Source organism: Streptomyces sp. NPDC023481, from assembly GCF_055560195.1.
In genome coordinates, this window is record NZ_JBVHJE010000014.1 from 222867 (window position 1) to 249343 (window position 26477).

General features: G+C 71.5%; 27 protein-coding genes. 15 read left to right on the forward strand and 12 right to left on the reverse strand.

Annotated features, from left to right (window positions below; genetic code table 11):
- Positions 1-53: 53 nt before the first annotated feature.
- Together ACZ3ZD_RS26190 and ACZ3ZD_RS26195 are read right to left on the reverse strand one after the other, a co-directional pair.
- Positions 54-278: a hypothetical protein gene (locus tag ACZ3ZD_RS26190; RefSeq protein ID WP_467401909.1), complete on the reverse strand. Its 225-nt coding sequence runs from the start codon at positions 276-278 to the stop codon at positions 54-56.
- A gap of 294 nt (positions 279-572) precedes the next feature.
- Positions 573-1052, reverse strand: coding sequence for a DUF3099 domain-containing protein (locus ACZ3ZD_RS26195; RefSeq protein WP_467401911.1), 480 nt, complete (start codon positions 1050-1052; stop codon positions 573-575).
- A gap of 246 nt (positions 1053-1298) precedes the next feature.
- Between ACZ3ZD_RS26195 and ACZ3ZD_RS26200 the strand changes: the two genes are divergently transcribed.
- Positions 1299-1592, forward strand: coding sequence for a GlsB/YeaQ/YmgE family stress response membrane protein (locus ACZ3ZD_RS26200; protein WP_467401915.1), 294 nt, complete (start codon positions 1299-1301; stop codon positions 1590-1592).
- Between the two features lie 88 nt (positions 1593-1680).
- On the opposite strand, the gene tyrS is transcribed toward ACZ3ZD_RS26200, so the two are convergent.
- The 3 genes from tyrS to ACZ3ZD_RS26215 all read right to left on the reverse strand — a co-directional run bounded on the left by tyrS (position 1681) and on the right by ACZ3ZD_RS26215 (position 5930).
- Positions 1681-2949, reverse strand: coding sequence for a tyrosine--tRNA ligase (tyrS, locus tag ACZ3ZD_RS26205; protein WP_467401917.1), 1269 nt, complete (start codon positions 2947-2949; stop codon positions 1681-1683).
- A gap of 66 nt (positions 2950-3015) precedes the next feature.
- The gene (locus ACZ3ZD_RS26210; RefSeq protein ID WP_467401920.1) at positions 3016-4410 is read right to left on the reverse strand and encodes a metallopeptidase TldD-related protein; all 1395 of its coding nucleotides are present in this window, start codon (positions 4408-4410) and stop codon (positions 3016-3018) included.
- Entirely contained in the window at positions 4407-5930 is a 1524-nt protein-coding gene (locus ACZ3ZD_RS26215) for a TldD/PmbA family protein (RefSeq protein WP_467401922.1), read from the reverse strand. Before ACZ3ZD_RS26215 ends, ACZ3ZD_RS26210 begins: the two co-directional genes overlap by 4 nt.
- A gap of 632 nt (positions 5931-6562) precedes the next feature.
- On the opposite strand from ACZ3ZD_RS26215, the gene fabG reads away from it, so the two are divergent.
- The 3 genes from fabG to ACZ3ZD_RS26230 all read left to right on the forward strand — a co-directional run bounded on the left by fabG (position 6563) and on the right by ACZ3ZD_RS26230 (position 8572).
- On the forward strand, positions 6563-7267 hold the full coding sequence (gene fabG, locus ACZ3ZD_RS26220; RefSeq protein WP_467401926.1) for a 3-oxoacyl-[acyl-carrier-protein] reductase: 705 nt from the start codon (positions 6563-6565) through the stop codon (positions 7265-7267).
- Positions 7268-7272: 5 nt separating this feature from the next.
- Positions 7273-8040, forward strand: a complete 768-nt coding sequence (gene fabI / locus ACZ3ZD_RS26225) for an enoyl-ACP reductase FabI (RefSeq protein ID WP_467401928.1) — start codon at positions 7273-7275, stop codon at positions 8038-8040.
- 181 nt (positions 8041-8221) lie between these two features.
- On the forward strand, positions 8222-8572 hold the full coding sequence (locus tag ACZ3ZD_RS26230) for a hypothetical protein (protein WP_467401930.1): 351 nt from the start codon (positions 8222-8224) through the stop codon (positions 8570-8572).
- Here ACZ3ZD_RS26230 and ACZ3ZD_RS26235 read toward each other — a convergent pair.
- Entirely contained in the window at positions 8550-9242 is a 693-nt protein-coding gene (locus ACZ3ZD_RS26235; RefSeq protein ID WP_467401932.1) for a FadR/GntR family transcriptional regulator, read from the reverse strand. The genes ACZ3ZD_RS26230 and ACZ3ZD_RS26235 overlap by 23 nt on opposite strands.
- 70 nt (positions 9243-9312) lie before the next feature.
- Here ACZ3ZD_RS26235 and ACZ3ZD_RS26240 point away from each other — a divergent pair, with 70 nt between their 5' ends.
- The 4 genes from ACZ3ZD_RS26240 (at position 9313) to ACZ3ZD_RS26255 (ending at position 11847) form a co-directional block, all read left to right on the forward strand.
- Positions 9313-10683 (forward strand): CynX/NimT family MFS transporter, encoded by a 1371-nt coding sequence (locus ACZ3ZD_RS26240; RefSeq protein WP_467401934.1) that lies wholly within the window; start codon positions 9313-9315, stop codon positions 10681-10683.
- A gap of 57 nt (positions 10684-10740) precedes the next feature.
- Positions 10741-10860 carry an SGM_5486 family transporter-associated protein gene (locus ACZ3ZD_RS26245; RefSeq protein WP_107051443.1) on the forward strand — a complete coding sequence of 40 codons (120 nt, stop codon included), beginning with the start codon at positions 10741-10743 and terminating at the stop codon, positions 10858-10860.
- Between the two features lie 184 nt (positions 10861-11044).
- A complete protein-coding gene (locus ACZ3ZD_RS26250) occupies positions 11045-11251 on the forward strand; it encodes a hypothetical protein (RefSeq protein ID WP_467401937.1) in 207 nt (68 codons plus the stop codon).
- Between the two features lie 77 nt (positions 11252-11328).
- Positions 11329-11847, forward strand: a complete 519-nt coding sequence (locus ACZ3ZD_RS26255) for a SixA phosphatase family protein (protein WP_467401939.1) — start codon at positions 11329-11331, stop codon at positions 11845-11847.
- Between the two features lie 91 nt (positions 11848-11938).
- On the opposite strand, the gene serB is transcribed toward ACZ3ZD_RS26255, so the two are convergent.
- Positions 11939-13162: a phosphoserine phosphatase SerB gene (serB, locus tag ACZ3ZD_RS26260; RefSeq protein WP_467401942.1), complete on the reverse strand. Its 1224-nt coding sequence runs from the start codon at positions 13160-13162 to the stop codon at positions 11939-11941.
- 400 nt (positions 13163-13562) lie between these two features.
- On the opposite strand from serB, the gene ACZ3ZD_RS26265 reads away from it, so the two are divergent.
- Complete coding sequence (locus tag ACZ3ZD_RS26265; protein WP_467401944.1) at positions 13563-16157, forward strand: ABC transporter ATP-binding protein/permease; 2595 nt, start codon at positions 13563-13565, stop codon at positions 16155-16157.
- 86 nt (positions 16158-16243) lie between these two features.
- On the opposite strand, the gene ACZ3ZD_RS26270 is transcribed toward ACZ3ZD_RS26265, so the two are convergent.
- On the reverse strand, positions 16244-16978 hold the full coding sequence (locus ACZ3ZD_RS26270) for a transglycosylase SLT domain-containing protein (RefSeq protein ID WP_467401947.1): 735 nt from the start codon (positions 16976-16978) through the stop codon (positions 16244-16246).
- A gap of 910 nt (positions 16979-17888) precedes the next feature.
- On the opposite strand from ACZ3ZD_RS26270, the gene ACZ3ZD_RS26275 reads away from it, so the two are divergent.
- Positions 17889-19034: a GAF domain-containing sensor histidine kinase gene (locus ACZ3ZD_RS26275; protein ID WP_467401949.1), complete on the forward strand. Its 1146-nt coding sequence runs from the start codon at positions 17889-17891 to the stop codon at positions 19032-19034.
- On the forward strand, positions 19027-19668 hold the full coding sequence (locus ACZ3ZD_RS26280; RefSeq protein WP_467401952.1) for a response regulator: 642 nt from the start codon (positions 19027-19029) through the stop codon (positions 19666-19668). The genes ACZ3ZD_RS26275 and ACZ3ZD_RS26280 overlap by 8 nt, the downstream gene beginning before the upstream one ends.
- Positions 19669-19929: 261 nt before the next feature.
- Here the strand turns inward: ACZ3ZD_RS26280 and ACZ3ZD_RS26285 are convergent, their stop codons facing one another.
- Positions 19930-20718, reverse strand: a complete 789-nt coding sequence (locus tag ACZ3ZD_RS26285) for a hypothetical protein (RefSeq protein ID WP_467401954.1) — start codon at positions 20716-20718, stop codon at positions 19930-19932.
- Between the two features lie 148 nt (positions 20719-20866).
- Here ACZ3ZD_RS26285 and ACZ3ZD_RS26290 point away from each other — a divergent pair, with 148 nt between their 5' ends.
- The 3 genes from ACZ3ZD_RS26290 (at position 20867) to ACZ3ZD_RS26300 (ending at position 23234) form a co-directional block, all read left to right on the forward strand.
- Positions 20867-21658: an ABC transporter ATP-binding protein gene (locus tag ACZ3ZD_RS26290; protein WP_467401956.1), complete on the forward strand. Its 792-nt coding sequence runs from the start codon at positions 20867-20869 to the stop codon at positions 21656-21658.
- A 58-nt stretch (positions 21659-21716) separates the two neighbouring features.
- Complete coding sequence (locus ACZ3ZD_RS26295; protein WP_467401958.1) at positions 21717-22148, forward strand: NfeD family protein; 432 nt, start codon at positions 21717-21719, stop codon at positions 22146-22148.
- Positions 22149-22271: 123 nt separating this feature from the next.
- On the forward strand, positions 22272-23234 hold the full coding sequence (locus tag ACZ3ZD_RS26300; protein ID WP_467401959.1) for an SPFH domain-containing protein: 963 nt from the start codon (positions 22272-22274) through the stop codon (positions 23232-23234).
- 63 nt (positions 23235-23297) lie between these two features.
- Here the strand turns inward: ACZ3ZD_RS26300 and ACZ3ZD_RS26305 are convergent, their stop codons facing one another.
- From ACZ3ZD_RS26305 to ACZ3ZD_RS26315, 3 genes are all read right to left on the reverse strand, one after another.
- Positions 23298-23804: an HNH endonuclease gene (locus ACZ3ZD_RS26305; protein WP_467401962.1), complete on the reverse strand. Its 507-nt coding sequence runs from the start codon at positions 23802-23804 to the stop codon at positions 23298-23300.
- 168 nt (positions 23805-23972) lie between these two features.
- Positions 23973-24512: a YbhB/YbcL family Raf kinase inhibitor-like protein gene (locus ACZ3ZD_RS26310; protein ID WP_467401964.1), complete on the reverse strand. Its 540-nt coding sequence runs from the start codon at positions 24510-24512 to the stop codon at positions 23973-23975.
- Positions 24513-24557: 45 nt separating this feature from the next.
- Positions 24558-25340 carry a sporulation protein gene (locus tag ACZ3ZD_RS26315; RefSeq protein ID WP_467401967.1) on the reverse strand — a complete coding sequence of 261 codons (783 nt, stop codon included), beginning with the start codon at positions 25338-25340 and terminating at the stop codon, positions 24558-24560.
- Between the two features lie 102 nt (positions 25341-25442).
- On the opposite strand from ACZ3ZD_RS26315, the gene ACZ3ZD_RS26320 reads away from it, so the two are divergent.
- Positions 25443-26093 (forward strand): DNA-3-methyladenine glycosylase, encoded by a 651-nt coding sequence (locus ACZ3ZD_RS26320; protein WP_467401969.1) that lies wholly within the window; start codon positions 25443-25445, stop codon positions 26091-26093.
- Positions 26094-26477 lie beyond the last annotated feature (384 nt).

Here is a 26477-nt window from a genome sequence, read left to right on the forward strand (position 1 = left end):
GCTAGCGCCCTGCCCTCACGACCTCGTCTGGGTGCGGGTCGCCGGGCCGGCCGTCAGTCGCGGGTGTCCTCGGCCGCCCGCCACTCCTCCAGGAGCACGACGTCCTTCAGGAAGCCGCGCACTCCGAGGAACTGTGACAGGTGCTCGCGGTGTTCCTCGCAAGCGAGCCACGTCTTGCGCCGCTCCGGTGTGTGGATCTTCGGGTTGTTCCACGCCAGTACCCACACGGCGGCGGTACGGCAGCCCTTGGCGGAGCAGATCGGGGTCTCGTCACTCACGGGTTTCGTCTCGGGTTCGTTGTGCGAAGGGGCATCTTCTCGCGAAGGGTATGACTCGCGAAGGGTGATGAAGGGTCGGGGCTGGGGCCTGAGAAGGGCCTGGACACGGCGACGCCGGGCAGCCACGGGGGGAGCTGCCCGGCGTCGGTCCATCGCCCCGACGGGGGATGCGGAGCGCGTACGCAGTATGTCACGGCGACCCCGTCGCCCGGCAGCCGAACAGCAGGATTGATCTGAGGTTTTCTTGAGCTTGCCGTAGGGCCGCGCTCCGCTTCCGCCGGGCGCCCGCCGCGCTCAGAGCGGGTCGGGGTGCTCACCACGGACTCCGGCCGCGGGACTCGGCGGCACGTCCTGCGGTACGTCCCCCGGTACGTCCTCCGCCACCGACTGCGCACCGGGGCGCGCCGCGGACTCGCGGACCGACTCGCGTGCCGATTCACGCCCGGTTTCCCCCGGTTTCCCCTCCGTCCCGGACGGCGTGATCATCGGCCGCATCGGCGCGGTGACGAACGTGGACGGAAGGGACGGCGGCCGCTCGCGGCCCGCGTTGGCGACCACCACGGCGACATAGGGGAGCACGGCACCGAGGACCAGCGCGACGATCGCGACGTACCGCTCGACGTTCCACAGCGAGGCCGCGAGGATCACCGACACGGTACGGATCGACATCGAGATCACATACCGGCGCTGCCGGCCCCGGACATCCTCGGCGAGGCCCGTCCGGGCACCGGTGATCCGGAACACCTGGACGTTCCCGCCGTGCTGTTTCCGCATCACTTTCCACCATCCGCCCGCATCGGACTCTCCCCGGCCCGCACCCTCGTCCACACCCGACGGGGAACCGGACCGGGACACCTCCCCACGGTACGCCGCGCCCCCGCCGCCCACGAGACCGGGTCGGCCCCTGCCTGCGCCGGCATCCGCGGCCCCGCCGCGCACGGGGGAACACGACATGCGCCGTACGGCGCACCGCACCACACTGACCATAGTGCTCACGTCGAGCCGTACGAGGAGGCAGCCATGGGCTGGTTGTGGGCGATCATCGTGGGATTCGTGCTGGGGCTCATCGCCAAGGCGATCATCCCGGGCAAGCAGCACAGCCCCCTGTGGCTGACCACGATCTGCGGCATGCTGGGCGCCATCGTGGGCAACGCGGTGGCCCGCGCGGCCGGCGTGGAGGCGACCCGGGGCATCGACTGGAGCCGGCACATCTTCCAGCTCGTGGCCGCGATCATCATCGTCGCGGCGGTGGACGCCCTGTACATGGCGACGCTGGGCAAGCGGAAGCACCAGCGGGAGCACCAGCGGGCCTGACACCGGCCCCGCGAGGGTGCGGGGACCGGCCGGCCGGCCGGCCGCACCGCGGCCGCGGTCGCCGGCCCGCCCCGCACCCGTACGACGCTCAGGCGCCCCTGACCTCCACCGCGGCCAGGTTCTTCTTCCCGCGCCGCAGCACCAGCCACCGCCCGTGGATCAGTTCCCCGGCGGAGGGCACCGCGTCCTCGCCCGTCACCTTCACGTTGTTCACGTACGCCCCGCCCTCCTTCACGGTCCGTCGCGCGGCGGACTTGCTGGCGACCAGGCCGACCTCGGCCAGCAGGTCCACCACCGGAGCCAGCTCGGTGACCTGGACGTTCGGCACCTCGGACAGTGCCGCCGCCAGCGTCCGCTCGTCCAGCTCGGCAAGCTCGCCCTGCCCGAACAGGGCGCGGGACGCGGCGATCACCGCGGCCGTCTGGTCCGCGCCGTGCACCAGCGTCGTCAGCTCCTCGGCCAGCGCCCGCTGCGCCGCCCGGGCCTGCGGGCGCTCCTCGGTCTGCCGCTCCAGTTCCTCGATCTCCTCACGGGAACGGAAGCTGAAGATGCGCAGGAACTTGGAGACGTCCCGGTCGTCCGCGTTGACCCAGAACTGGTAGAACGCGTACGGCGTGGTCATCTCGGGGTCGAGCCACACCGTGCCGGACTCGGTCTTGCCGAACTTGGTGCCGTCCGCCTTGGTGATCAGCGGGGTGCCCAGCGCGTGCACCACGGCGTCCGGCTCGACCCGGTGGATCAGGTCCGTGCCCGAGGTGAGGTTGCCCCACTGGTCGCTGCCGCCGGTCTGCAGCGTGCAGCCGTGCCGTCGGTACAGCTCCAGGAAGTCCATGCCCTGCAGGATCTGGTAGCTGAACTCGGTGTAGCTGATGCCCGCGTCGGAGTTGAGCCGCCGGGAGACGGCCTCCTTGGCGATCATCTTGTTGACCCGGAAGTACTTGCCGATGTCCCGCAGGAACTCGATGGCCGACAGGCCCTGGGTCCAGTCCAGGTTGTTGACCATCACCGCGGCGTTCGGACCGTCGAAGTGGAGCAGCGGCTCGATCTGGGCGCGCAGCCGCTCCACCCAGCCGGCCACCACCTCCGGCGCGTTCAGCGTGCGCTCGGCCGTGGGCTTCGGGTCGCCGATGAGACCCGTGGCACCGCCGACCAGCGCCAGCGGGCGGTTGCCCGCCTCCTGGATGCGGCGCATCGTCAGGATCTGCACCAGGTTGCCCAGGTGCAGACTGGGCGCGGTCGGGTCGAAGCCGCAATAGAACGTGACGGGGCCGTCCGCGAACGCCTTGCGCAGTGCGTCCTCGTCCGTGGAGAGGGCGATGAGCCCCCGCCACTTCAGGTCGTCGACGATGTCCGTCACGGTTCTCGTGTCTCCTTGGTGATCTTCGGGCGGCCGGCTGACACCCGACCACGAACGCCTACGAGGTTATACGCCCTGACTGACAGAGCTCATGTTGAAATCGGGGACGCGGAGCGCGGGCATCGCGGCCCGGGTGAACCAGTCGCCCCACTCGCGCGGCAGCGTCTTCTCCGTCCGCCCCGCCTCCGTGGCCCGGCCCAGCAGGCTCACCGGCGACTCGTTGAACCGGAAGTTGTTCACCTGCCCGGTCACCTCGCCGTTCTCCACGAGATACACGCCGTCCCGGGTCAGCCCGGTCAGCAGCAGCGTCGCCGGGTCGACCTCGCGGATGTACCACAGGCAGGTCAGCAGCAGCCCGCGCTCGGTGCCCGCGACCATCTCCGCCAGGGAGCGGTCGGTCCCGCCGTCCAGGACCAGGTTGCCGAGGGCCGGGGCGACCGGCAGCCCGGTCAGGCCCGCGCTGTGCCGGGTGGTGGTCAGGTGCTTGAGCACGCCCCGGCCGATCCACTCGGTGGCGTGGGCCGGCAGCCCGTTGTCGAACACCGACTGGTCGCCGCCGGAGGAGTGGGCGACGACGAACGGCGTGCACTGGAGGCCGGGCTCGTCCGGGTCGCTGCGCAGGGTCAGCGGCAGCTCGCTCAGCCGCTCGCCCACCCGGGTGCCGCCGCCGGGCTTGGAGAACACCGTCCGGCCCTCGGCCGCGTCCCGGCCCGACGCCGACCACAGCTGGTAGATCAGCAGGTCCGCCACGGCGGTGGGCGGCAGCAGCGTCTCGTAGCGGCCCGCGGGCAGCTCCACCCGCCGCTTTGCCCAGCCGAGCCGTACGGCCAGCTCGGCGTCGAGCGTGCCCGGGTCGACGTCCTTGAAGTCCCGGGTGGACCGGCCGGCCCACGCCGAGCGGGTGCGGTCCGGCGACTTGGCGTTCAGCTCCAGCGTGCCGGTGGGCTGGTCGTGCCTGAGGCGCAGCCCGGTGGACGTCCCCAGGTACGTCGACACCAGCTCGTGGTTGGCGAAGCCGTACAGCTCCCGGCCGCCGGCACGCGCGCGTGCGAAGGCCTCGCCGAGGGCCGGGGCGAAGTCGGCGTACACGGCGGAGGAGGTCTCGGCGGGCGCGTCCGTGAAGTCGGGGGACTCCGGCACCCCGTCGACCAGCGGCTGCGCGTCCTCGGCCGGCCCGGCACCGCGCGCGGCGGCCTCGGCGGCCCGCACCAGCGGCTCCAGCTCGTCCGCGGTGACCGCGGAACGGGACACCACACCGGAGGCGGTGCCCTCCCGGCCGTCCACGGTCGCGATCACCGTGAGGGTACGGCCCCGGGTCACGCCGTTGGTGGTGAGCGCGTTGCCCGCCCAGCGCAGGTTGGCCGTGGAGTGCTCGTCGGCGATGACGACACAGCCGTCGGCGCGGGACAGCGCGAGCGCCTGCTCGACGATCTCGTGCGGCTTGGTGGTGCGGGCGGTCATCGGCCGGCCTCCTGGGTGGTGTTGAGGATGTTGACGCCCTTGAACAGGGCGGACGGGCACCCGTGCGACACGGCGGCCACCTGGCCCGGCTGGGCCTTGCCGCAGTTGAAGGCGCCACCGAGGACGTACGTCTGCGGTCCGCCCACGGCGGCCATGGAGCCCCAGAAGTCCGTGGTCGTGGCCTGGTAGGCGACGTCCTTCAGCTGCCCGGTGATCCGCCCGTTCTCGATCCTGAAGAAGCGCTGGCCGGTGAACTGGAAGTTGTAGCGCTGCATGTCGATCGACCAGGAGCGGTCCCCGACGACGTAGATGCCCCGGTCGACGCCCCCGATCAGGTCCTCGGTGGACAGCCCGGCCGGGTCCGGCCGCAGGGACACGTTGGCCATGCGCTGTACCGGCACATGCGCCGGTGAGTCGGCGTACGCGCACCCGTTGGACCGCTCGAACCCGGTCAGCCGGGCGATCCGCCGGTCCAGCTGGTAGCCGACCAGCGTGCCGTCCTTCACCAGGTCCCAGGACTGCGCCTCGACGCCCTCGTCGTCGTACCCGATGGTGGCCAGGCCGTGCTCGGCGGTGCGGTCCCCGGTGACGTTCATCAGCTCGGAGCCGTACCTCAGCTTGCCCAGCTGGTCGAAGGTGGCGAACGAGGTGCCGGCGTACGCGGCCTCGTACCCGAGCGCCCGGTCCAGCTCCGTCGCGTGCCCGATGGACTCGTGGATGGTCAGCCACAGGTTGGACGGGTCGACCACCAGGTCGTACAGGCCCGGCTCCACACTCGGCGCCCGCATCTTCTCGGCGAGCAGCTCCGGGATCCGCTCCAGCTCGCCGTCCCAGTCCCAGCCGGTCCCGGTCAGGTACTCCCAGCCGCGGCCCGCCGGCGGGGCGAGGGTGCGCATCGAGTCGAACTCGCCGCTGGACTCGTCGACCGAGACCGCCGTCAGCTGCGGATGCAGCCGCACCCGCTGCTGGGTCGTCACGGTCCCGGCCGTGTCGGCGTAGAACTTGTTCTCGTGGACGGTGAGCAGCGAGGCGTCCACATGGTCGACGCCGTTCGCGGCCAGCAGCCGGTTGCTCCAGTCCGCGAGCAGCGCGGACTTCTCCTCGTCCGGCACGGAGAACGGGTCGATCCCGTACGACGACACCCACGTCCGGTCGGCGTGCACCGGCTCGTCGGCCAGCTCCACCCGCTCCTCGGATCCGGCGGCCCTGATCACCTGCGCGGACAGCTTGGCCATGGCCACCGCCTGGGAGGCCACCCGGGCGGCGGCGTCCATGGTCAGGTCCACCCCGGAGGCGAAGCCCCACGTACCACCGTGCACGACCCGGACCGCGTACCCGAGGTCGGTGGTGTCCGACGACCCGGCGGGCCTGGCGTCCCGCAGCCGCCAGGACGCGCTGCGCACCCGCTCGAACCGGAAGTCCGCGTGCTCGGCCCCGAGCGCCCGCGCCCGTGCGAGCGCGGCGTCGGCGAGGGCGCGCAGGGGTAGTGCCAGGAACGACTGATCGATGTCATGGGGCACGGGTGGGCATCCCTTCGGCTGTCGCCTGTGAAGAACTGCGTGGTGCGCGGTGTCTTCCGGTATCGCGGTCTCGTTGTCAGTGGCAAGTGTCAGTATCTCTCCCTGCAAGGGCGGGGGCGGGGGTTTCTTTTGTGGCTGCTGTAGCTCGACGAGCGCGGTATGCGGGGGTGGTTGACACACCGTCAGTGCCTTCGCCACAGGCCCGGGACGTGGTGGCGCGTCCCTCCGTGTCGGACCTGGTCACCCTGCCCGAGGTGCCGGAGCCGGTGCCGGCCCGCCGCGCGCTGTACGGGCTGCCGGCCCCGGAGGCCCTGGGCCGCCTGCCGGCCTGCCGGCGGCGGAGGCCGCCGTGGCCCACCTGGCCGTCCCACCGAGAGGTGCTGCAGGACGACCATCCCGACGACCGGTGTGCGAAGCCGGCCGCCGCCGCTCTCCGCTGGGGGCCCGACGCCCGGCCGGGGGCGCAGGGCGCGCCGAGAAGGGGTCGGACTGTAGGAACCCGACAGGGTCTCCGGTGAGCCACTGTCGGTGCCCGCTTGCCCCCGCGCGCGGCCGTACCGATAGGTTTTCGGTGAAGCCGCCTGTCATCCAGGAGTCCGGGCGGATGTAGGAGCTATCGAAAGGGTGATCCGTTGAGCCGCTCGGTTCTCGTCACCGGAGGCAACCGGGGCATCGGCCTCGCCATCGCCCGCGCATTCGCCGACGCCGGCGACAAGGTCGCGATCACGTACCGGTCGGGTGAGCCGCCGGCCGGCTTCCTGGCCGTCAGGTGCGACATCACCGACCCGGAGCAGGTGGAGCAGGCCTACAAGGAGATCGAGGAGCAGCACGGCCCGGTCGAGGTCCTGATCGCCAACGCCGGCGTCACCAAGGACCAGCTCCTGATGCGCATGTCCGAGGAGGACTTCACCTCGGTCATCGACACGAACCTCACCGGCACCTTCCGGGTCGTCAAGCGCGCCAACCGCGGCATGCTGCGTGCCAAGAAGGGCCGGGTCGTCCTGATCTCGTCCGTGGTCGGACTGCTCGGCTCGGCGGGCCAGGCGAACTACGCCGCCTCCAAGGCCGCCCTGGTCGGCTTCGCGCGTTCCCTCGCCCGGGAGCTGGGCTCGCGCAACATCACCTTCAACGTCGTCGCGCCCGGCTTCGTCGACACCGACATGACGAAGGCGCTCACCGACGAGCAGCGCGGGAACATCGTCTCCCAGGTGCCGCTCGGCCGTTACGCGCAGCCGGAGGAGATCGCCGCGACGGTGCGGTTCCTCGCCTCGGACGACGCCTCGTACATCACTGGAGCCGTCATCCCGGTTGACGGCGGACTGGGAATGGGTCACTGAACACCATGAGCGGAATCCTCGAGGGCAAGCGCGTCCTGATCACCGGTGTGCTGATGGAGTCCTCCATCGCCTTCCATGCCGCCAAGCTGGCCCAGGAGCAGGGCGCCGAGATCATCCTGACCGCGTTCCCGCGGCCCACGCTGACCGAGCGCATCGCCAAGAAGCTGCCGAAGCCGACCAAGGTCATCGAGCTGGACGTCACCAACGACGAGCACCTCGGCCGGCTGGCCGACATCGTCGGCGAGGAGCTGGGCGGCCTCGACGGCGTCGTGCACTCGATCGGCTTCGCGCCGCAGGACGCGCTCGGCGGCAACTTCCTGAACACGCCGTTCGAGTCGGTCGCCACGGCCATGCACGTCTCGGCGTTCTCCCTGAAGTCGCTGACCATGGCCTGCCTGCCGCTGATGCAGAACGGCGGCTCGGTCGTCGGCCTCACCTTCGACGCGCAGTACGCCTGGCCGCAGTACGACTGGATGGGCCCGGCCAAGGCCGCCCTGGAGGCGACCAGCCGCTACATGGCGCGCGACCTGGGCAAGCAGAACATCCGCTGCAACCTCGTCTCGGCGGGCCCGATCGGCTCCATGGCCGCCAAGTCCATCCCGGGCTTCGCCGACCTGGCCTCGGTGTGGGACTCGCGTTCCCCGCTGGAGTGGGACCTGAACGACCCGGAGCCGGCCGGCCGCGGCATCGTCGCCCTGCTGAGCGACTGGTTCCCGAAGACCACGGGCGAGATCATCCACGTCGACGGCGGTCTGCACGCCATCGGCGCCTGACCCCAAGGCCGTACCGACGCCCCGCTTCCCGCCGCCCGGGGAGCGGGGCGTCACTCGTTCGGCTCAACCGGCCGGGCCGCCGCCGAGCGGGCGGCGCACCCTGGATTACGCCGTCGGACACGCCGTCGGACGACGCCGTCCCCCGCACGTCCCTCCGCAGCCCGGCCGAGGAGGTCCCCTTGTGCGCCTGTCCCGCAGCCTGGCCCCGGTGACCGTGGCCCTCGCGGTCGTCCTCTCCCTGCCGTACGACGCGCTGTCCCACGCGCGCGTGAGCGACGACAAACCGCCCGCGCCGACCCGGTTCGGCTCCTCCTGCCGTACGACCGTCCGGGGCTCCCACGTGGTGGCCTACTGTCACAACCCCTACGTCGACACCGACCGGGTGCGGCTGCACATCGAGTGCGACCGCTGGTGGGACATCGACACCGACAGCGCCCCGGTGGACGCCGGGCCCGCCATGACCGTACGGCTCACCGGCCGGTGCTGGAAGGAGATCCGCTCGGTCTGGATCAGCCACCAGAAGGCGCGGTGAACCGGCTCGGATCGCACAGGAACGGATAGCTGGCGGCCTCCACCGCCGCCGCCTGCGTGTCGCCCGCGCGGATCGCGTCGAGCAGGCGCGTGTGGTCCATGTGCGTCTCCGGCGTCAGCTCCGCCCCGACGTCCGCGCGCAGCCACTCCCGCAGCACCTCGCCGAGGTCGGCGTACATCGCGGTCATCACGTCGTTGTGGGAGGCGGACACCACGGCCAGGTGGAAGGTGGCGTCGGCCGCGACGAAGGCCTCCGCGTCGCCCGTCTCCCAGGCCTCCTCGCGCCGTGTCAGCAGCGTGTCCAGCTGCTTGAGGTCCTTCTCGGTGCGCCGTTCGGCGGCGAGCTTCGCCGCGGCCGACTCCAGCGTGGACCGCAGTTCAGCGATGTGCCGGGGGTCGGCGCCGGCGAAGCGCCGGTGCATCACGCCGGCCAGCTCGCTGGTGGCCACGACGTACGTGCCCGAGCCCTGGCGGATGTCCAGCAGACCGTTGTGCGCGAGCGCGCGGACGGCCTCGCGGACGGTGTTGCGCGCGACCCCGAGCTGCTCGACCAGTTCCGGTTCGGTCGGGATGCGCGAGCCGACCGGCCACTCGCCGGAGGTGATCTGAGTGCGCAGGGCGGCGATGACCTGCTCGGACAGCGCCGACCGGCGCGGGTGGCTCAAAGGCATGGCCCACCTTCGCACGACAGGCCCGGGCGCGGGACCCGGGGACATGGACAACCAATCATCCCATCATTCTATGATGGGTCTCATGGCTAGTGAGGAAACCCGGACAGTGCCCACCTGTACGGCGATGTCGTCGGCCGAACGCGGTACGCCCGGCGTGCCGCGCCCCCACGAGACGAGTCCCGGCACGGACCGGGCGCACCGTGCGGACCGCCCGCGCGCGTGGGCGACCCGACTGCTCGTCCTCGGCATCGTGCTCTCGGCGCTGAACCTCCGCCCGGCCATCACCAGCCTCGGCGCGCTCCTGGAGGAGGTCCGCGACGGGCTCGGCATGAGCGGCAGCGTGGCCGGCCTGCTCACCTCCGTGCCTCCGCTGTGCTTCGCCGTCTTCGGTGTCACCGCGCCCCGGCTGGCCCGCCGCTTCGGACCGGCCGCCGTGGTGTGCGCCGGCATGGTCGCCATCACCGCCGGCCTGCTCGTCCGGCCGTACCTCGGCGGCACGGCAGGCTTCCTGGCCGCCAGCGCGCTCGCGCTGATGGGCATCGCCGTCAGCAACGTGCTGATGCCGGTCATCGTCAAGCGCTGGTTCCCCGACCGGGTCGGCTCCATGACCGGCCTGTACTCGATGGCCCTCGCCCTCGGCACCTCCGTCGCCGCCGCGGTGACCGTCCCGCTGACCGACGCCCTGGGCGGCGGCTGGCAGGCCGGCCTCGCCATATGGGCGATCCTCGCCGCCGCGGCCGTGCTGCCCTGGCTGCCGCTCCTCCGCGACCGCGGCACCGCCCGGCAGCAGGAGCCGGTACGCGAGACCGCCCAGCCGCAGGAACCGGTGGGCGAGACCGCCCGGCAGCACGCACCGCTGCGGATCACCCGCAGCCGTACCGCCTGGGCGCTGGCCGTCTTCTTCGGCCTCCAGGCCACCGCCGCCTACATCACCATGGGCTGGATGCCGCAGATCTTCCGGGACGCCGGCGTCCCCGCGGGTACCGCGGGTGTACTGCTCGCCGTCACCATGGTGATGGGCGTGCCGCTGGCCTTCGTCATCCCGCGGGTCGCCACCCGGCTGCCCCACCAGGGGCCGATCGTGCTGGTCCTGGGCGCCTGCGGCCTCGCCGGGTACGCCGGGCTGTACCTCGCCCCGGCCGGCGGCGCCTGGGTCTGGGCGGTGCTGCTCGGCGTCTCCAACTGCGCCTTTCCGCTCGCCCTGACCATGGTCGGCATGCGGGCCCGCAGCGGACCGGGCGTGGCCCAGCTGTCCGCGTTCGCGCAGAGCACCGGCTATCTGATCTCCATCCCCGGGCCGCTGCTGGTCGGCGTGCTCTACCAGCACAGCGGCGGCTGGGGGATGCCGATCGCCCTCATGGCGGCCCTGATGCTGCCGCAGATGGTGGTGGGCTTCCTGGCGGGCCGCGACCGCACGGTGGAGGACGAGGCGACACGCTGACCCCGTCCCGGGCGCCCCGGCGCCGCCGTGCGGGGCGGGGGGTGCGAGACTGGGCGCATGCAGCCTGTGCTCGACCCGAACCCGCAGAACGGCCAGAAGAAGATGCTGCTCGTCTTCGGCGCGTTCCTCGCCATCTTCGTGATCATCGCCATCGTGGCGACCCTCGCGTCCCCGTGACGGCGGCGCCCCGCCCTGCTGGTGCGGACGCCGGTGGTGGGGCTGGCCCCCGCATCCCCTAGGGGGAAAGACTCAGGGTCAACTGGGTGGAAATCCGGATGGGCCGGCGGCCCCGGACTCCGTAACTTCGAAGGTGACCGCACCCGGCGGTCACGGATCCGCTCGAAGTCCCTCGGAGGCGATCATGCCGACCCGCGTCCACTCCCGGCCCCACCTGGCCACCACGGGCGGCGTCTACATCAGACTGCCCTGGTGGGCGCTCGCCCTGCCCGCCCTCGCGTTCCTGATACTGCTCGCCGTCATATGGGACCCGGCCAACGCCCACGCGGCCGGCGGCGACCCGGCGATCGCGCGGCTCCTGGAGCGCGCCCAGCAGTTCCTCGCGCGCTGACGGCAGCCTCCTCACGCGGTGAATCCGCATGTCAACTCCCTGCGCCAGGTGGTCTGTTTCATGCGAAGCTGAGTCCCATGAGCGTCGCAGAACCCCGCAGGATCGTCCTCTTCCGGCACGCGAAGGCCGACTGGCCCCAGGTCGCCGATCACGAACGCCCGCTCGCCGAGCGGGGCCGCTCGGACGCCGCCGTCGCCGGACGCAAGCTGGCCGACACCGGCATCACCTTCGACCTGGCCCTGTGCTCCACGGCGACCCGCACCCGCGAGACCTGGAAGCTCGCCGTCCACGAGCTGGCCCACCGGCCGAAGACCGTCTACGAGGAGCGGATCTACGAGGCCTCGCCCGGCGAACTGATCGCCGTGCTCAACGAGCTGCCCGACGAGGCGCACCAGGTGATCCTGATCGGCCACAACCCGGGCGTGCACGGCCTGGCCGAGATCCTGGCCGGCTCGGCCGAGGACGACGCCCGTCGGCGGATGAACCGCCGTGGCTTCCCCGCCGCCGCGTTCGCCCTGCTGACCTTCGACGGCCCCTGGAAGAGCCTGGAGCCCGCCGCGGCCAGGCTCACCGACTACTGGGCGCCCTCCGACTGACCCCGCGCCCGCGGAGCACACCGAAGACGGGCGGGCCCGGCACCACGCGGGTACCGGGCCCACCCGGAGGCCGGAGCCGGGCCGGGCCCGCTCAGTCCTCGTCGTGCGTGTCGGCCGCCTCGACCTCTTCCCGGGTGATGCCGAGCAGATAGAGGACCGTGTCGAGGAAGGGGAAGTTCACCGCCGTGTGCGCGGCCTCGCGCACCACCGGCTTGGCGTTGAAGGCCACGCCCAGACCGGCCGCGTTCAGCATGTCCAGGTCGTTGGCGCCGTCACCGATCGCCACCGTCTGTGACAGCGGCACCCCGGCCTCCGCGGCGAACCGGCGCAGCAGCCGCGCCTTGCCCGCGCGGTCCACGATCTCCCCGGTGACCCGGCCGGTCAGCTTCCCGTCGGCGATCTCCAGGGTGTTGGCCTGCGCGAAGTCCAGGCCGAGCCGCTCCTTCAGGTCGTCGGTGACCTGGGTGAACCCGCCGGAGACCACGCCCACCTGGTAGCCGAGGCGCTTCAGGGTGCGGATCAGGGTGCGCGCGCCCGGGGTCAGCCGGACCTCCTCGCGCACCTTCTCCACCACCGACGCGTCCAGCCCCTTCAGCAGCGCCACGCGCGCGTGCAGCGACTGCTCGAAGTCCAGCTCCCCGCGCATCGCCGCCGCCGTCACCTCGGCGACCTGGTCCTCGCAGCCGGCGTGCGCGGCGAACAGCTCGATGACCTCGTCCTGGATCAGGGTGGAGTCCACATCCATGACCACCAGCCGCTGGGCCCGCCGGTGCAGGCCCGCCGCGACCACCGCGATGTCGACACCCAGTGCCGCCGCGTCGGACGCCAGGGCCGTGCGCAGCGGCTCGGTCTCCACCCCGGAGACGGCGAACTCCACCGCGGTCACCGGGTACTTGGCGAGCCGGAAGATACGGTCGATGTTGCCGCCCACCTTGGCGATCCGCGCGGCGACGGCCGCCGTCGACTCGGCGGTGAGCGGATGGCCGAGCATGGTGACCAGCGAGCGCCCGAGACCGCGCGGACGGTTGTCGCCGTGCCCGGAGATGATCTCCGCCTGCATCTTCTGCGACTCGGCCCAGCTGTGCACGGTGGCCCGCAGATCACCCTCCAGGCCGGCCGGCGGCTGCGTGATCAGCGCGCACAGCACCAGGCGGCCCCGGGTGACGACCTGCTCGATGTCGACCACGTCGACGAGGTAGGCGGCAAGCGTGTCGAAGAGGCCCGCCGTGATGCCCGGCCGGTCCTTGCCGAAGATCTTGACGAGGAGGGTGGGGACCTCGGGGGTCTCCGAAGCAGAGGTCTGCGAAGCGCTCATGGTGTCACCACCGTATCCGGCACCCGGTGCCTCCCGCCGCCGAGGTCCGCCTGACGGACACGAACACCGGGTGTCGGGCCGGCGTCAGGGATCTTTCCACCGGAAACCGGCACCTACCCCCAGGGACCGCCCCCAGGAGGCTGCCCCAGGACCGGTACCGACCCGGCTCCACCACGAGGGTCCCACGGCTCGCCCCGGACGGCAGGTTCGCAGGCGGCTCCGGGGGAGGGCTTCGCAGGGCGCGGCGCCGGCGGGGGCCAGTTGGAGCGCGCGCGGGAGCCCTCGGCCAGGGCCGGGTTTCGGTCAGGCGGCCGAGCCTGAAATAGTTCCTCCCGATGTTCGACATCCCTAGACTCCCCGCGACGGGGGCAATTCGGGGGACAACTCAGTGGGGCATGGAGTGCCGGAACTCGTACTCGAAACAAACGGACGTACCTGGACACTTGATCCGTCCAGGGCATACATCCTCGGACGCGATCCCCAGGGGGACATCGTCTTCGACGACGCCAGGGTCTCCTGGCGGCACGCCACGGTCAGCTTCGACGGCCGCAGTTGGGTCATCGAGGACCACGGCAGCACCAACGGCACGTATGCGCAGGGCCGGCGGATCCAGCACATGGAGGTGGGCCCCGGATCGTCGCTGCACCTCGGCAACGCGACCGACGGACCGCGGCTGAACCTGTCCTCGGCCGCCGCACGGGTCGGCGGCCCGGCACAGCAGCCGCAGGCGGCGGCGCCGTACGCGGCCCACGGCACCGGCGCGCCCGGCTGGACCCAGCCGACCCCCCAGCAGGCACCCCCGCACCAGCACGCCGTCCCGCAGCAGGCCGCGCCCCACCAGGCGCCGGTGCCCCACCAGGCACCCCAGCCGGACTGGCAGCAGCAGACCGCGTTCCCCCAGCAGCAGGCCGGCCCGGCCGAGCCGTACGCGCGGACGCCCGGTGGAGGCGCGGGGGCGCCGCCGATCCACGGCGACCGCAGCCCGACCACGTTCCACGAGTTCGCGCTCGACCGCGTGATGCGCATCGGCCGTGCCCTGGAGAACGACCTGGTCGTCTCCGACCTGCAGGTCTCCCGCAACCACGCCGAGTTCCACGCCACGCCCGACGGCCGCTTCGAGATCCGCGACCTGGGCTCGCACAACGGCACGTACGTCAACGGCCAGCCGATCGCCAAGGGCGGCTCGGCGCTGCTCGGCCCGAGCGACATCGTCGGCGTCGGCCACTCCACGTTCCGGATCGTCGGCGACCGGCTCGAGGAGTTCGTCGACACCGGTGAGGTCTCCTTCTCGGCCCGCCACCTGACCGTCACGGTCGACGGCGGCAAGCAGATCCTGAAGGACGTCTCCTTCGGCGTACCCGAGAAGTCGTTGATCGCCGTGATCGGACCCTCCGGTTCCGGCAAGTCCACCCTGCTCAAGGCGCTCACCGGCTACCGGCCCGCCAACCAGGGCGAGGTGCTGTACGACAACCGGAACCTGTACAAGCAGTTCGCCGAGCTGCGCCAGCGCATCGGTCTGGTCCCGCAGGACGACATCCTGCACAAGGAGCTGACCGTCAAGAAGGCCCTGAAGTACGCGGCCAAGCTGCGCTTCCCGGCCGACACCACGGCCGCCGAGCGCGACGCCCGCATCGACGAGGTGCTGCGCGAGCTGAAGCTCGACATCCACAAGGACAAGAAGGTCACCTCGCTCTCCGGCGGCCAGCGCAAGCGCGTGTCGGTCGCCCTGGAGCTGCTCACCAAGCCGTCGCTGATCTTCCTGGACGAGCCGACCTCCGGACTCGACCCGGGCATGGACCGCGACGTGATGCAGCTGCTGCGCGGCCTGGCCGACGACGGCCGCACGGTCCTCGTCGTCACCCACTCGGTGGCCGAGCTGGCGCTGTGCGACAAGCTGCTGGTGATGGCGCCGGGTGGCGCGGTCGCCTACTTCGGCCCGCCCGAGGAGGCCCTGAACTTCTTCGGCTACGACAGCTGGGCCGACGTCTTCTCCGCCTTCGAGAACTACCGCGAGTACGACTGGGCGGGTCGCTGGAAGGGCTCGCAGCACTACCAGATGTACGCGGCGGACGTCGACTCGGTCGCCCCGCAGGCGGTGCAGACGTCGCCGATGCAGGCGATCAGGCCGCCGAAGCCGCAGAGTTGGTTCTCCCAGTTCGTCACCCTGGTGCGGCGCTATGTGTCGGTCATCGTCTCCGACCGCGGCTTCCTGGCCCTGATGGTGGTGCTGCCGGCCGTCATCGGCTCGGTCAGCCTGCTGATCCACCCGGACCGCGGGCTGCTGCCCAACGGCGCCAACCCGCAGACCGGCCAGATCGTGCCCAACGGCACGGCCACCACCGTGCTGCTGATCCTGGCCGTGGGCGCCTGCTTCTCCGGCGCCGCCAACTCCGTCCGCGAGCTGATCAAGGAACGGGTGATCTACGAGCGGGAGCGCGCCACGGGCCTGTCCCGGTCGGCGTACCTGATGTCCAAGGTGGTCGTGCTCGGCGTGATCACCGGGCTCCAGGGGCTCCTGGTCGGCGTCATCGGCTTCGGCCGGCGTGAGATCCCGGAGCGGGGTCTCGTCCTCGGGCACGCCACCCTGCTGGAACTGTCCTTGCCGATCATGGGTCTAGGCTTCGCGGCGATGATGTTCGGCCTGATCATCTCCTCGCTGGTGAAGACCGCCGAGAAGACCATGCCGCTGCTGGTCATGTTCGCGATCATCCAGGTCGTCTTCACCGGCTGCCTGTTCGCCCTGCACGGCACGGTCGGCGTCAACGAGTTCTCGTACCTGATGCCGTCCCGCTGGGCGGTCGCCGCGTCCGGCGCCACGCTGGACTTCAACCGGGTCAGCCCGCCGGAGACCGCCGGCGACAACGACCCGCTGTGGAACCACACGGTGGGCGCCTGGGCCGGGGACATGATCGCGCTGATCGCGCTCGGCGTGCTCTGCGGCTTCTTCGTGGCCCGCTTCCTGCGCCGCCACGAGCCGGAGGTCATGCGCAAGTAGCCGCGCCGGTACGACGCCGAAGGGCGGCGCCCCGCGATGGGGTGCCGCCCTTCGGCGTGACGTCGTGCAGAGGTCCGCGCCAGGCCTCAGTACGCGCTGTTGACGTTGTCGATGGAGCCGTACCGGTGGGCCGCGTAGTTGGCGGCGGCGGTGATGTTCGCGACCGGGTCGTAGATGTTCCAGGACGTGCCCGCGACGTGGTAGGCCTGGAAGGTCGGCGGGATGACCTGCAGCAGGCCCTTGGACGGGATGCCGTTGACGGCGTTGACGTCCCAGTTGTTGATGGCGTTGGGGTTGCCGGAGGACTCCCGGATGATGTTGCGGTGCAGGCCGCTGTAGCTGCCCGGGATGCCCTTGGACTTCATGATGTCCAGGGCCTGGCGGATCCAGCCGTCGAGGCCGTTCGCGTACGTCTTCGCGGCGACCGTCTGCATCTGCGGGCGCTCCACGGAACGGCTGACGGCGGCCGTGGCGGCGCGCTGCTGCGCGGCCTTCTTCACGGCGGCGTCGGCGGCGGCCTTGGCGGCGGCCTTCTTCGCGGCGGCCGCGTCGGCGGCCTTCTTCTGCGCCGCGAAGGTGTCGAGCTTGACCATGTCGCCGGCCAGCTGGTCCGTGACGGTGCCCTTGACGTTGTGCAGGGCGGTGCCGGAGGCGACCTGGGCGGTCTGGGCCGGGGCGCCGGTGGTGACGGTGTCGGCGTTGCTCGGGGCGGCCGACAGGGCCACGGCGGCGGCGCCGAGGGCGGCGACGCCGGCGACGGCCATCTTGTGCTGCTTGGTCAGCGCACGACTATGAGCTCGGGTGAGGAAGTTCTTGGGCATGGCTGAAAGGACCTCTTCGAATAGCGCGGAGATCGCTCGTTCGTCCGGCGGGGGAATCGGCTCCGCCCACACGAACGCCGCGCGGCCGAAGCCCGCGGCGCTGAGCGACGAAAGCAATTCTTAGCGGCCGCAAAATGCCCAGGCAAAGGTGTGACGTACGATGCCGGATAGTGGATCAGGGAAGGGCAAATCGGGACAGACAGGGTCGTCCTTCCCGTTCATGCGGGGCGGTTTATCTCCTATGCCCTTTCGTACGTGATGTGGGCCCTATGCGCGGCGTCACACGTCCGCCGACCCCATCTCACGAACAGTTGCCGTCGCAACGCTGTACGTGAGGATGCTGCGGGGGTAAAGCCGGCGGCCTCGCCGAGCCGGAGCGGGCCACCGTCTCCGGCTCCGCGGAGGGGGGAGCCCCGCGGCTCGGGCGGCCGCTGAGTCCTGCCCCCTCCGCCCGTCCGCCCGCCCGTACGACCCGGCCCGTCCGCTCGTCCGCCCGTCCGCCCCTCCGCCCGTACGGCCGTCGTCCCGACCGCGTGGCCCGCCCTGCTGCCGCAGCTCCCGCGCTCACCGGCCCCGCCCGCCACAGCCGGCGCCCGGCCGGCGACGTACACCCCTGCTTCGCCCGCAGGCGAGCTCGCACGCGCGCGTAGCGCCCCTCGCCCCCGCGCGAGTGCCCGGTCAGCTCGGGGCAAGCCCATCACCGCCCGCGGCTCCCCGGCCGCTCGCGCAACGCACACCTCCCACCGTGCGGGCGGACCGGTGCGCATCCGGCCGCGGTTCATGGGGCGCCGGGATGCCCCCACCCCAGAGCCGGAGCCGGAGCCTACGTCCCTCGTCCTAAGTCCGCCGGACCCCCGCCCCCGCCACCAGGCCGATCCCCGTTGTCGTACCCCGCCGGTACCGTGAGGGCATGAGTCAAGGTCCTCGGTCCGGCCTCGCCGCGGTGAGCTCCGCGTTGTTGGCCATGAGCAGGCATCTGGAGGTGCGCGACGTCCTCAAGACGATCGTCGCCTCCGCCCGTGACCTGCTGGACGCGCAGTACGCCGCCCTCGGCGTCCCCGACGATCACGGCGGCTTCGCCCAGTTCGTCGTGGACGGCGTCAGCGAGGACCAGTGGCGTGCCATCGGCCCGCTCCCGCGTCAGCACGGCATCCTCGCCGCGATGCTGCGCGAGGCGAAGGCCGAGCGCCTCGCCGACGTGCGCAAGGACCCCCGCTTCGAGGGCTGGCCGGGCGCCCACCCCGACCTCGTCGACTTCCTGGGCCTGCCGATCAAGGACGGCGAGGAGGTCATCGGCGCGCTCTTCCTCGCGAACAAGCGCTGCGCCAAGCAGGAGGGCAGCTGCGGCTTCACCGAGGACGACGAGGACCTGCTCTCCATCCTCGCCCAGCACGCCGCGATCGCCCTCACCAACGCCCGCCTCTACGAGCGCAGCCGCGAACTGACCATCGCCGAGGAACGTTCCCGCCTCGCCCACGAACTGCACGACGCGGTCAGCCAGAAACTGTTCTCGCTGCGCCTGACCGCCCAGGCGGCCGCCGCCCTGGTCGACCGCGACCCCGCCCGCGCCAAGGGCGAGCTGCACCAGGTGGCCTCCCTCGCCGCCGAGGCCGCCGACGAGCTGCGCGCGGCCGTCGTGGAGCTGCGCCCCGCCGCGCTGGACGAGGACGGCCTGATCGCCACCCTGCGCACCCAGACCCAGGTCCTCGACCGCGCCCACTCCGCGCGCGTGACCTTCACCGGCAACGGCTTCCGCGCCGTACCCGCCGCCCAGGAGGAGGCCCTGCTCAGAGTCGCCCAGGAGGCCCTGCACAACGCCCTGCGCCACTCCGGCGCCGACCGGGTCGACGTGAGCATCGGCCGGCGCGGCAGCGGAGCCGTCCTGCGCGTCACCGACGACGGCAGCGGCTTCGACCCCACGGCCGTCCGCCGCGCCGGCCGCCACCTCGGCCTGGTCTCGATGCGGGACCGGGCCGACGGCGTCGGCGGCACGCTGACCGTGGAGTCGGCGCCCGGCAAGGGCACCACGATCGAGATGGAGGTCCCCGGTGGCTGAACCGATCAAGGTGCTGCTGGTGGACGACCACCAGGTCGTCCGACGGGGCCTGCGCACCTTCCTGGAGGTGCAGGACGACATCGTGGTCGTCGGCGAGGCCGCCGACGGCGCCGAGGGAGTCGCCCGCGCCGAGGAGCTGCGCCCGGACATCGTCCTCATGGACGTCAAGATGCCGGGCCTGGACGGCATCGACGCCCTGCGCAGACTGCGTGAGCTCGACAACCCCGCGCGTGTCCTGATCGTCACCAGCTTCACCGAGCAGCGCACGGTCGTCCCGGCCCTGCGCGCGGGCGCCGCCGGGTACGTCTACAAGGACGTGGACCCCGACGCCCTCGCCGGCGCCATCCGTTCCGTGCACGCCGGGCACGTCCTGCTCCAGCCGGAGGTCGCCGACGCCCTGCTCTCCCAGGAGGAGTCCAACGTCGGCCAGGGCAGGGGGAGTTCGCTCACCGAGCGGGAGCGCGAGGTGCTCGGCCTGATCGCCGACGGCCGCTCCAACCGGGAGATAGCCCGCGCCCTCGTGCTGTCCGAGAAGACCGTCAAGACGCACGTCTCCAACATCCTGATGAAACTCGACCTCGCCGACCGCACCCAGGCCGCGCTGTGGGCCGTACGCCACGGTGTGACCGGCTGAGACGCCCCGACCGGTGAGGCGGCGGCCGTGACGATGGTGGCCGCTAAGGCGGCGGCCGTGACTGTGGTGGCCGGACCCGTGGCCGCCGGCCCGGCCCGGTATCCGCCCCGGCGGCGACCACGCGGCCGGCCGGCCCCCGGCTCCTCGGGCGTCCGCTCCCCGGGCATCGGCCCGGGCAACGCCGGCCGGTCCCCGGTGCACGTCCGCAGGCCCCCCGGAACCACCGGGAGGCCTGCCAGGCGGCCGGCCCCCCGGCCCCGGTCAGCGCACTCCGCGCTCCCGCTCCTCCACGAACGCGTTGTACGCCGCCACCTGCGCCCGCCGGGCCGTCCGCTCCACCGGCCGCAGCGCCTCGGCCCGTGCCCTCATCTCGGCGGAGCTGACCGCGCCCCCGTGCCCGTGGTCGTACGCCAGCGACACCAGCAGCCCCACCCGCTGGGCCAGCTCCAACACCCGCACCGCGCGCGGCGGATACCCCGGCGCCAGCACCTCCCGCCCCCGCTCGGCCCGCGCCCGGTACGCGCCGATCGCCGCCTCCGCCACCGGACCCGACCCGGCGACGTCCAGCCTCGACAGCACCTCGGTCGCCTCCCGCAGCGCCTCCGCCAGCTCCCGCTCGGCCTCGCCCAGCGACGGCACGTCGGCGGGCGGCGCCTCCCGCACCGGCAGCACCTGCCAGACCACCTCGGCGTGCACATCGCCCGCGGGCCCGGCCTCGTACACCTCGGGCACCAGCCCGAACGCCGACCCGTGGCAGACCACCGCCTCCTCCGCCTCCAGCGCCCGCGCGTTGAACTGCGGCGGACCGCTCAGCCCCAGCGGATGCCCCGGCGCGGGCAGCGCCACCCGCAGCCCGGCCACCCCCAGCGTGCGCAGCCGCCCCAGCGCGAGCGTGAGCCCGACCGGCGCGGACTCCCCGGGAAGCCCCTCCACCCGGTGCACCGCGTCCTCGCCCACGATGGCGAGGACGGCGTCATCCGGAGAGGCAAGTCCGGCCAAAAGGGCGTTTCCCCAAGCGGCAAGGCGTCCTGAACGCGGTTCCGAGAGCATGCCCCCACCCTAAGGACCGGACCGATGGAATGGACCGGGGCACTCGTGGCGTAGATTTCATAAGGGCTGCGCCCACCGGCGCGGCGACGAGCCACAGGCGTACGCGACAGCCGAGACCGGCCACACTGCAAGGGGAGACAACGCGCTCATGAGCGATGTTCTGGAGCTTCAGGACGTATCCGTGGTCCGTGAGGGCCGGGCTCTCGTGGACCAGGTGTCCTGGTCGGTGAAGGAGGGCGAGCGCTGGGTCATCCTCGGTCCCAACGGCGCCGGCAAGACCACCCTCCTCAACCTCGCCTCCAGCTACCTCTTCCCCAGCACGGGCACCGCCACCATCCTCGGCGACACCCTCGGCCGGGTCGACGTCTTCGACCTGCGCCCCCGCATCGGCATGGCCGGCATCGCCATGGCCGACAAGCTCCCCAAGCGCCAGACCGTGCTGGAGACCGTACTCACGGCCGCCTACGGCATGACCGCCCACTGGCAGGAGGAGTACGACGAGGTGGACGAGCGGCGCGCCCGCGCCTTCCTCGACCGCCTCGGCATGAGCGACTACCTCGACCGGAAGTTCGGCACCCTCTCCGAGGGCGAGCGCAAGCGCACCCTGATCGCCCGCGCCCTGATGACCGACCCCGAACTGCTCCTCCTGGACGAGCCCGCCGCCGGCCTCGACCTCGGCGGCCGCGAGGACCTGGTCCGCCGCCTCGGCCGGCTCGCCCGCGACCCCATCGCCCCCTCGATGATCATGGTCACGCACCACGTCGAGGAGATCGCCCCCGGCTTCACCCACGTCCTCATGATCCGCCAGGGCAAGGTCCTCGCCGCCGGCCCGATCGAGCTGGAACTCACCTCCCGCAACCTCTCCCTCTGCTTCGGGCTCCCCCTGGTCGTGGAGCAGGTCGGCGACCGCTGGACCGCCCAGGGCCTGCCCCTGTCGTGACCCGGCGCCCTCCCCTTGCGCCCTGTCCGCCGCCCGGCCCCGGCCCTACCATGACCATGTGAACGACATCGACGCATGGGTGTGGTGGCTCGTCGGCGCGGCGGCGCTCGGAATCCCGCTCGTGGTCACCGCGATGCCGGAGTTCGGCATGCTGGCGGTGGGAGCCGTCGCGGCGGCGGTCGTCTCCAGCCTCGGCTTCGGCGCGGTCTTCCAGGTCCTCACGTTCGTCGTCGTCTCCGTCGCCCTCATCGCCGTCGTCCGGCCCATCGCGGCCCGCCACGGCCGACAGGGACCCCAACTCGCCACCGGGATCGAGGCCTTGAAGGGCAGACAGGCCGTCGTACTGGAGCGGGTCGACGCCTCCGGTGGCCGCATCAAGCTGGCCGGAGAGATCTGGTCGGCCCGCGCCCTCGACACCGGCCGCGCCTACGAAGTCGGCCAGGAGGTGGACGTCGTGGACATCGAAGGAGCCACCGCGATCGTCATCTGAGGGCAACTCACCGAGAACGACGCACGAGCAGCGCGACGGTCTGTCAGACTCGACAGCAAGATCCTCAACGGTCACGAGACCTGTTGAAGGCGCCGAAGCGGAGAAGGGTACGGGGAGCCGACGATGGAACCGGTCATCATCGTCTTGATCATCCTGGTGGTGTTGGTCTTCATCGCCCTGATCAAGACCATCCAAGTCATCCCACAGGCCAGCGCCGCCATCGTGGAGCGCTTCGGCCGCTACACGCGGACGCTGAACGCGGGCCTCAACATCGTGGTCCCGTTCATCGACACCATCCGCAACCGCATCGACCTGCGCGAACAGGTCGTACCGTTCCCGCCGCAGCCGGTGATCACGCAGGACAACCTGGTCGTGAACATCGACACGGTCATCTACTACCAGGTCACCGACGCCCGGGCCGCCACCTACGAGGTCGCCAGCTACATCCAGGCGATCGAGCAGCTCACGGTCACCACGCTCCGCAACATCATCGGCGGCATGGACCTCGAACGGACCCTGACCTCCCGCGAGGAGATCAACGCGGCCCTGCGCGGCGTCCTCGACGAGGCCACCGGCAAGTGGGGCATCCGCGTCAACCGCGTCGAGCTGAAGGCCATCGAGCCGCCCACCTCCATCCAGGACTCGATGGAGAAGCAGATGCGCGCCGACCGTGACAAGCGCGCCGCGATCCTCACCGCGGAAGGCACCCGCCAGGCAGCCATCCTCACCGCGGAGGGCGAGAAGCAGTCCCAGATCCTGCGCGCCGAAGGCGAGGCCAAGGCCGCCGCCCTGCGCGCCGAGGGCGAGGCCCAGGCGGTTCGCACGGTGTTCGAGGCCATCCACGCCGGCGACCCCGACCAGAAACTCCTGTCCTACCAGTACCTGCAGATGCTCCCCAAGATCGCCGAGGGCGACGCCAACAAGCTCTGGATCGTCCCCAGCGAGATCGGCGACGCCCTCAAGGGCCTCTCCGGCGCGATGGGCAACTTCGGCCCCCTCGGCGGAGGTGCGGGAGGCAACGGCAACAACGGCCCGTCGGGCAACGGCAACGCGTCCGACCGCCGAGAGAAGCCGTCGATCGACTGACGCAGCCCGACCCACCACGACCGACGGCCGGCAGCCGCCGACGAACAGCTGCCGGCAAGCCCCCTAGGCCGCGTCCAAGGCCAGCCAGTCGGGCAGCGCGCCGAACTCCTCGGCGCCCAGGGCCAGCAGCATCGCATCCGCCGGCGTCGGCTCGAACGGCTCCCGGAGCAACGCCATCCCGGCCTCCTCCGGAGTCCGGTTCGCCTTGCGGTGGTTGTCCTCCGCGCACGCGGCGACGGTGTTCAGCCACGTGTCCTGCCCGCCCTGGGACCGCGGCAGCACATGGTCCACGGTCGTCGCCCTGCGCCCGCAGTACGCACACCGGTGCCGGTCCCGCACCAGCACCCCCCGCCGCGACCACGGGGCTTGTCTTCGGAACGGCACCCGTACGTACCGGCACAGCCTGATCACCCGGGGCGCGGGTATGTCCACCTCGGCACCGCGCATCCGCAGTTCGGGATGGGCCTGCTCGACCACGGCCTTGTCCTGCAGCACCAGGACCACGGCTCGGTTCAGAGTCACCGTCGACAGCGGTTCGAAACTCGCGTTCAGCACCAGCGTGTCGCGCATCCAGCCCACCTCCCGTGTGCACCTGCCCACCCCCGGCGGGCTTGGATCAACTCTGGACGGGCGCGCCGAGATGGACAACGCAATAAAAAATGCCCGCCTCCGATCACTTCCAAGACCGGAGGCGGGCAAACGTTTCATGAACGCTCGGCTGAATCTCGTACGCCGGAGTCAGCCCTCTGCGGGGATCTCGTACTCCCCGATGAGCTGGGCGCGCGCGAGCGTGTGGAACCGCAGGTTGAAGCCGACGACAGCCGGAGAGGCGTCCGCGTCCGGGCCGAGCTTCTCCTGGTCCACCGCGTACACCGTGAACACGTACCGGTGCGGGCCGTCCCCGGGCGGCGGCGCGGCACCGCCGAAGTCCTTCGTCCCGTAGTCGTTGCGCGCGTGGACGGCGCCCGCGGGCAGCCCCTCGAACCTGCCGCCGCCCGCACCCGCCGGCAGCTCGGTCACCGAGACCGGGATGTCGAACAGCACCCAGTGCCAGAACCCGCTGCCGGTCGGCGCGTCCGGGTCGTAGCACGTCACGGCGAAGCTCTTGGTCTCCGGCGGGAATCCCTCCCAGCGCAGCTGCGGCGAGGTGTTGCCCTCCGCCTGCACCTGGGCGCCCTTCAGCGTCGCACCCTCCTCGATGTCCTCGCTCGTCACCGTGAACGACGGGACCGGCGGATGGAAGTCGTGGGGGAGCGGCCGCCGCTTGAGCTCGGTCACCTCGGTACCTCCTGAACGATGATCTGGAACCAGCAGTTCCCGAGCCTAGAACCAGTTGCGCCTGCTGCCGACCTCGGACAGCCACTGGTTGAGGTACGCCGCCCAGTCGGTCCCCTGCCAGTCGTCCAGACCCACCTGGAAGGACCGGAAGGTGTCCGAGCCCTCGCTGAACAGACCCGGCTTCTTGTCCATCTCCAGGACGACGTCCATGGCGTGCTCGTCGGCCACGAAGCTCAGCTCGACCTGGTTCAGGCCCCGGTACTGCGACGGCGGGAAGAACTCGATCTCCTGGTAGAACGGCAGCGTCTGGCGCGTGCCCCGGATGTGGCCGCGCTCCATGTCCGCGCTCTTGAAGCGGAAGCCCAGCCGGATGAAGGCGTCCAGGATCGCCTTCTGTGCCGGCAGCGGGTGCACGTTGATCGGGTCCAGGTCGCCGGAGTCCACGGCCCGGGCGATCGCCAGTTCCGTGGTCACACCGATGTTCATGCCCCGCAGCGCCTGCCCGTCGATCATCGTGACCGGCGTCTCCCAGGGGATCTCCAGTCCGAACGGCACCGCGTGCACCGCCCCGGCCTGCAGCTCGAAGGCCCCGCCGAGCCGCACCTTGGTGAACTCGATGTCCTGCTTGTACTCCTGGTCGCCGCTCTCCACCTCGACCTTGGCCTGCAGACCGACGGACAGCCCCTCGACGGCCTGGTTCACGGAACCGCCCTGGATCCGCACCTCGCCCTGGACGACACCGCCCGGTACGACGTTGACCTCGGTCAGCACCGTCTCGACCGACGCCCCGCCGGCCCCCAGGCTCGCGAGCAGCTTCTTGAACGCCATGACTCTCCCTTACGAATGGACCCTCGACCCCTACTACCCACGCGATCAGGCGACGCCCGGTTCCGCGGGCGCGGTGGTCCGTCTGGACTACCCTCGGACGGCATGATCGCGCCCCCGGACCGTACGCCACTGCCCCGAGCCTTCTTCGACCGCCCGGTTCTGGAGGTCGCACCCGACCTCCTGGGCCGCGTCCTGGTCCGGACGACACCCGACGGCCCGATCGCCGTCCGCCTCACGGAGGTGGAGGCCTACGACGGCCCGAACGACCCCGGCTCGCACGCCTACCGCGGCCGCACCCCGCGCAACGAGGTGATGTTCGGCCCGCCCGGACACGTGTACGTCTACTTCACCTACGGCATGTGGCACTGCATGAACCTGGTCTGCGGACCGGAGGGCCGGGCCTGCGCGGTCCTGCTCCGCGCGGGAGAAGTGGTGGAGGGCGCCGAGCTGGCCCGCAAGCGACGCGTTTCGGCCCGCAACGACAAGGAACTGGCCAAGGGTCCGGCCCGGCTGGCCACCGCCCTGGAGGTCGACCGGGCCCTGGACGGCGCGGACGCGTGCGCCACCGGCGAGACGCCCCTGCGGATGCTCACCGGCACGCCCGTCCCCTCCGACCAGGTACGCAGCGGTCCCCGCACCGGGGTCGCCGGCGAGGGCGGGGACGGCGACCTCCACCCCTGGCGCTTCTGGGTCGCCGACGACCCGACGGTCAGCCCGTACCGTGCCCATGTGCCCCGGCGCCGCCGAAGTTGACTCGGCGGGGGGCAGGTGCGTAATGTATCCCGAGCCGCTGAACCGGGTACGGCGATCGCCTGCAGCCGGAGCGGCCAACCCACTACCTAGCTCCACCCCCTTGGCGGGGTCGTTTCCGGCGCGTCCGCGCGCCCGAAATCGAACTCGCGAGACTCGATTATGAGTTCCCGAGGGAATCGGCTAACGTAGTGAATGTCGAAAGGGCGGACGGCGAAAGCCGAAAGCCCCGGGACAATCCCGCCGGCCGGGAATCGGATCGAGAAAAGATCTGATAGAGTCGGAAACGCAGGACCGAAGGGAAGCGCCCGGAGGAAAGCCCGAGAGGGTGAGTACGAAGGAAGCGACCGTTCCTTGAGAACTCAACAGCGTGCCAAAAGTCAACGC

Bases quoted from the DNA above. Each gene is read 5' to 3' on its own strand.
- ACZ3ZD_RS26195 (WP_467401911.1), bottom strand. From the start codon at position 1,052: ATGCGGAAACAGCACGGCGGGAACGTCCAGGTGTTCCGGATCACCGGT.
- ACZ3ZD_RS26200 (WP_467401915.1), top strand. From the start codon at position 1,299: ATGGGCTGGTTGTGGGCGATCATCGTGGGATTCGTGCTGGGGCTCATC.
- ACZ3ZD_RS26210 (WP_467401920.1), bottom strand. From the start codon at position 4,410: ATGACCGCCCGCACCACCAAGCCGCACGAGATCGTCGAGCAGGCGCTC.
- fabI (WP_467401928.1), top strand. From the start codon at position 7,273: ATGAGCGGAATCCTCGAGGGCAAGCGCGTCCTGATCACCGGTGTGCTG.
- ACZ3ZD_RS26235 (WP_467401932.1), bottom strand. From the start codon at position 9,242: ATGCCTTTGAGCCACCCGCGCCGGTCGGCGCTGTCCGAGCAGGTCATC.
- ACZ3ZD_RS26240 (WP_467401934.1), top strand. From the start codon at position 9,313: ATGATGGGTCTCATGGCTAGTGAGGAAACCCGGACAGTGCCCACCTGT.
- ACZ3ZD_RS26245 (WP_107051443.1), top strand. From the start codon at position 10,741: ATGCAGCCTGTGCTCGACCCGAACCCGCAGAACGGCCAGAAGAAGATG.
- ACZ3ZD_RS26250 (WP_467401937.1), top strand. From the start codon at position 11,045: ATGCCGACCCGCGTCCACTCCCGGCCCCACCTGGCCACCACGGGCGGC.
- ACZ3ZD_RS26255 (WP_467401939.1), top strand. From the start codon at position 11,329: ATGAGCGTCGCAGAACCCCGCAGGATCGTCCTCTTCCGGCACGCGAAG.
- serB (WP_467401942.1), bottom strand. From the start codon at position 13,162: ATGAGCGCTTCGCAGACCTCTGCTTCGGAGACCCCCGAGGTCCCCACC.
- ACZ3ZD_RS26270 (WP_467401947.1), bottom strand. From the start codon at position 16,978: ATGCCCAAGAACTTCCTCACCCGAGCTCATAGTCGTGCGCTGACCAAG.
- ACZ3ZD_RS26275 (WP_467401949.1), top strand. From the start codon at position 17,889: ATGAGTCAAGGTCCTCGGTCCGGCCTCGCCGCGGTGAGCTCCGCGTTG.
- ACZ3ZD_RS26285 (WP_467401954.1), bottom strand. From the start codon at position 20,718: ATGCTCTCGGAACCGCGTTCAGGACGCCTTGCCGCTTGGGGAAACGCC.
- ACZ3ZD_RS26290 (WP_467401956.1), top strand. From the start codon at position 20,867: ATGAGCGATGTTCTGGAGCTTCAGGACGTATCCGTGGTCCGTGAGGGC.
- ACZ3ZD_RS26300 (WP_467401959.1), top strand. From the start codon at position 22,272: ATGGAACCGGTCATCATCGTCTTGATCATCCTGGTGGTGTTGGTCTTC.
- ACZ3ZD_RS26305 (WP_467401962.1), bottom strand. From the start codon at position 23,804: ATGCGCGACACGCTGGTGCTGAACGCGAGTTTCGAACCGCTGTCGACG.
- ACZ3ZD_RS26315 (WP_467401967.1), bottom strand. From the start codon at position 25,340: ATGGCGTTCAAGAAGCTGCTCGCGAGCCTGGGGGCCGGCGGGGCGTCG.
- ACZ3ZD_RS26320 (WP_467401969.1), top strand. From the start codon at position 25,443: ATGATCGCGCCCCCGGACCGTACGCCACTGCCCCGAGCCTTCTTCGAC.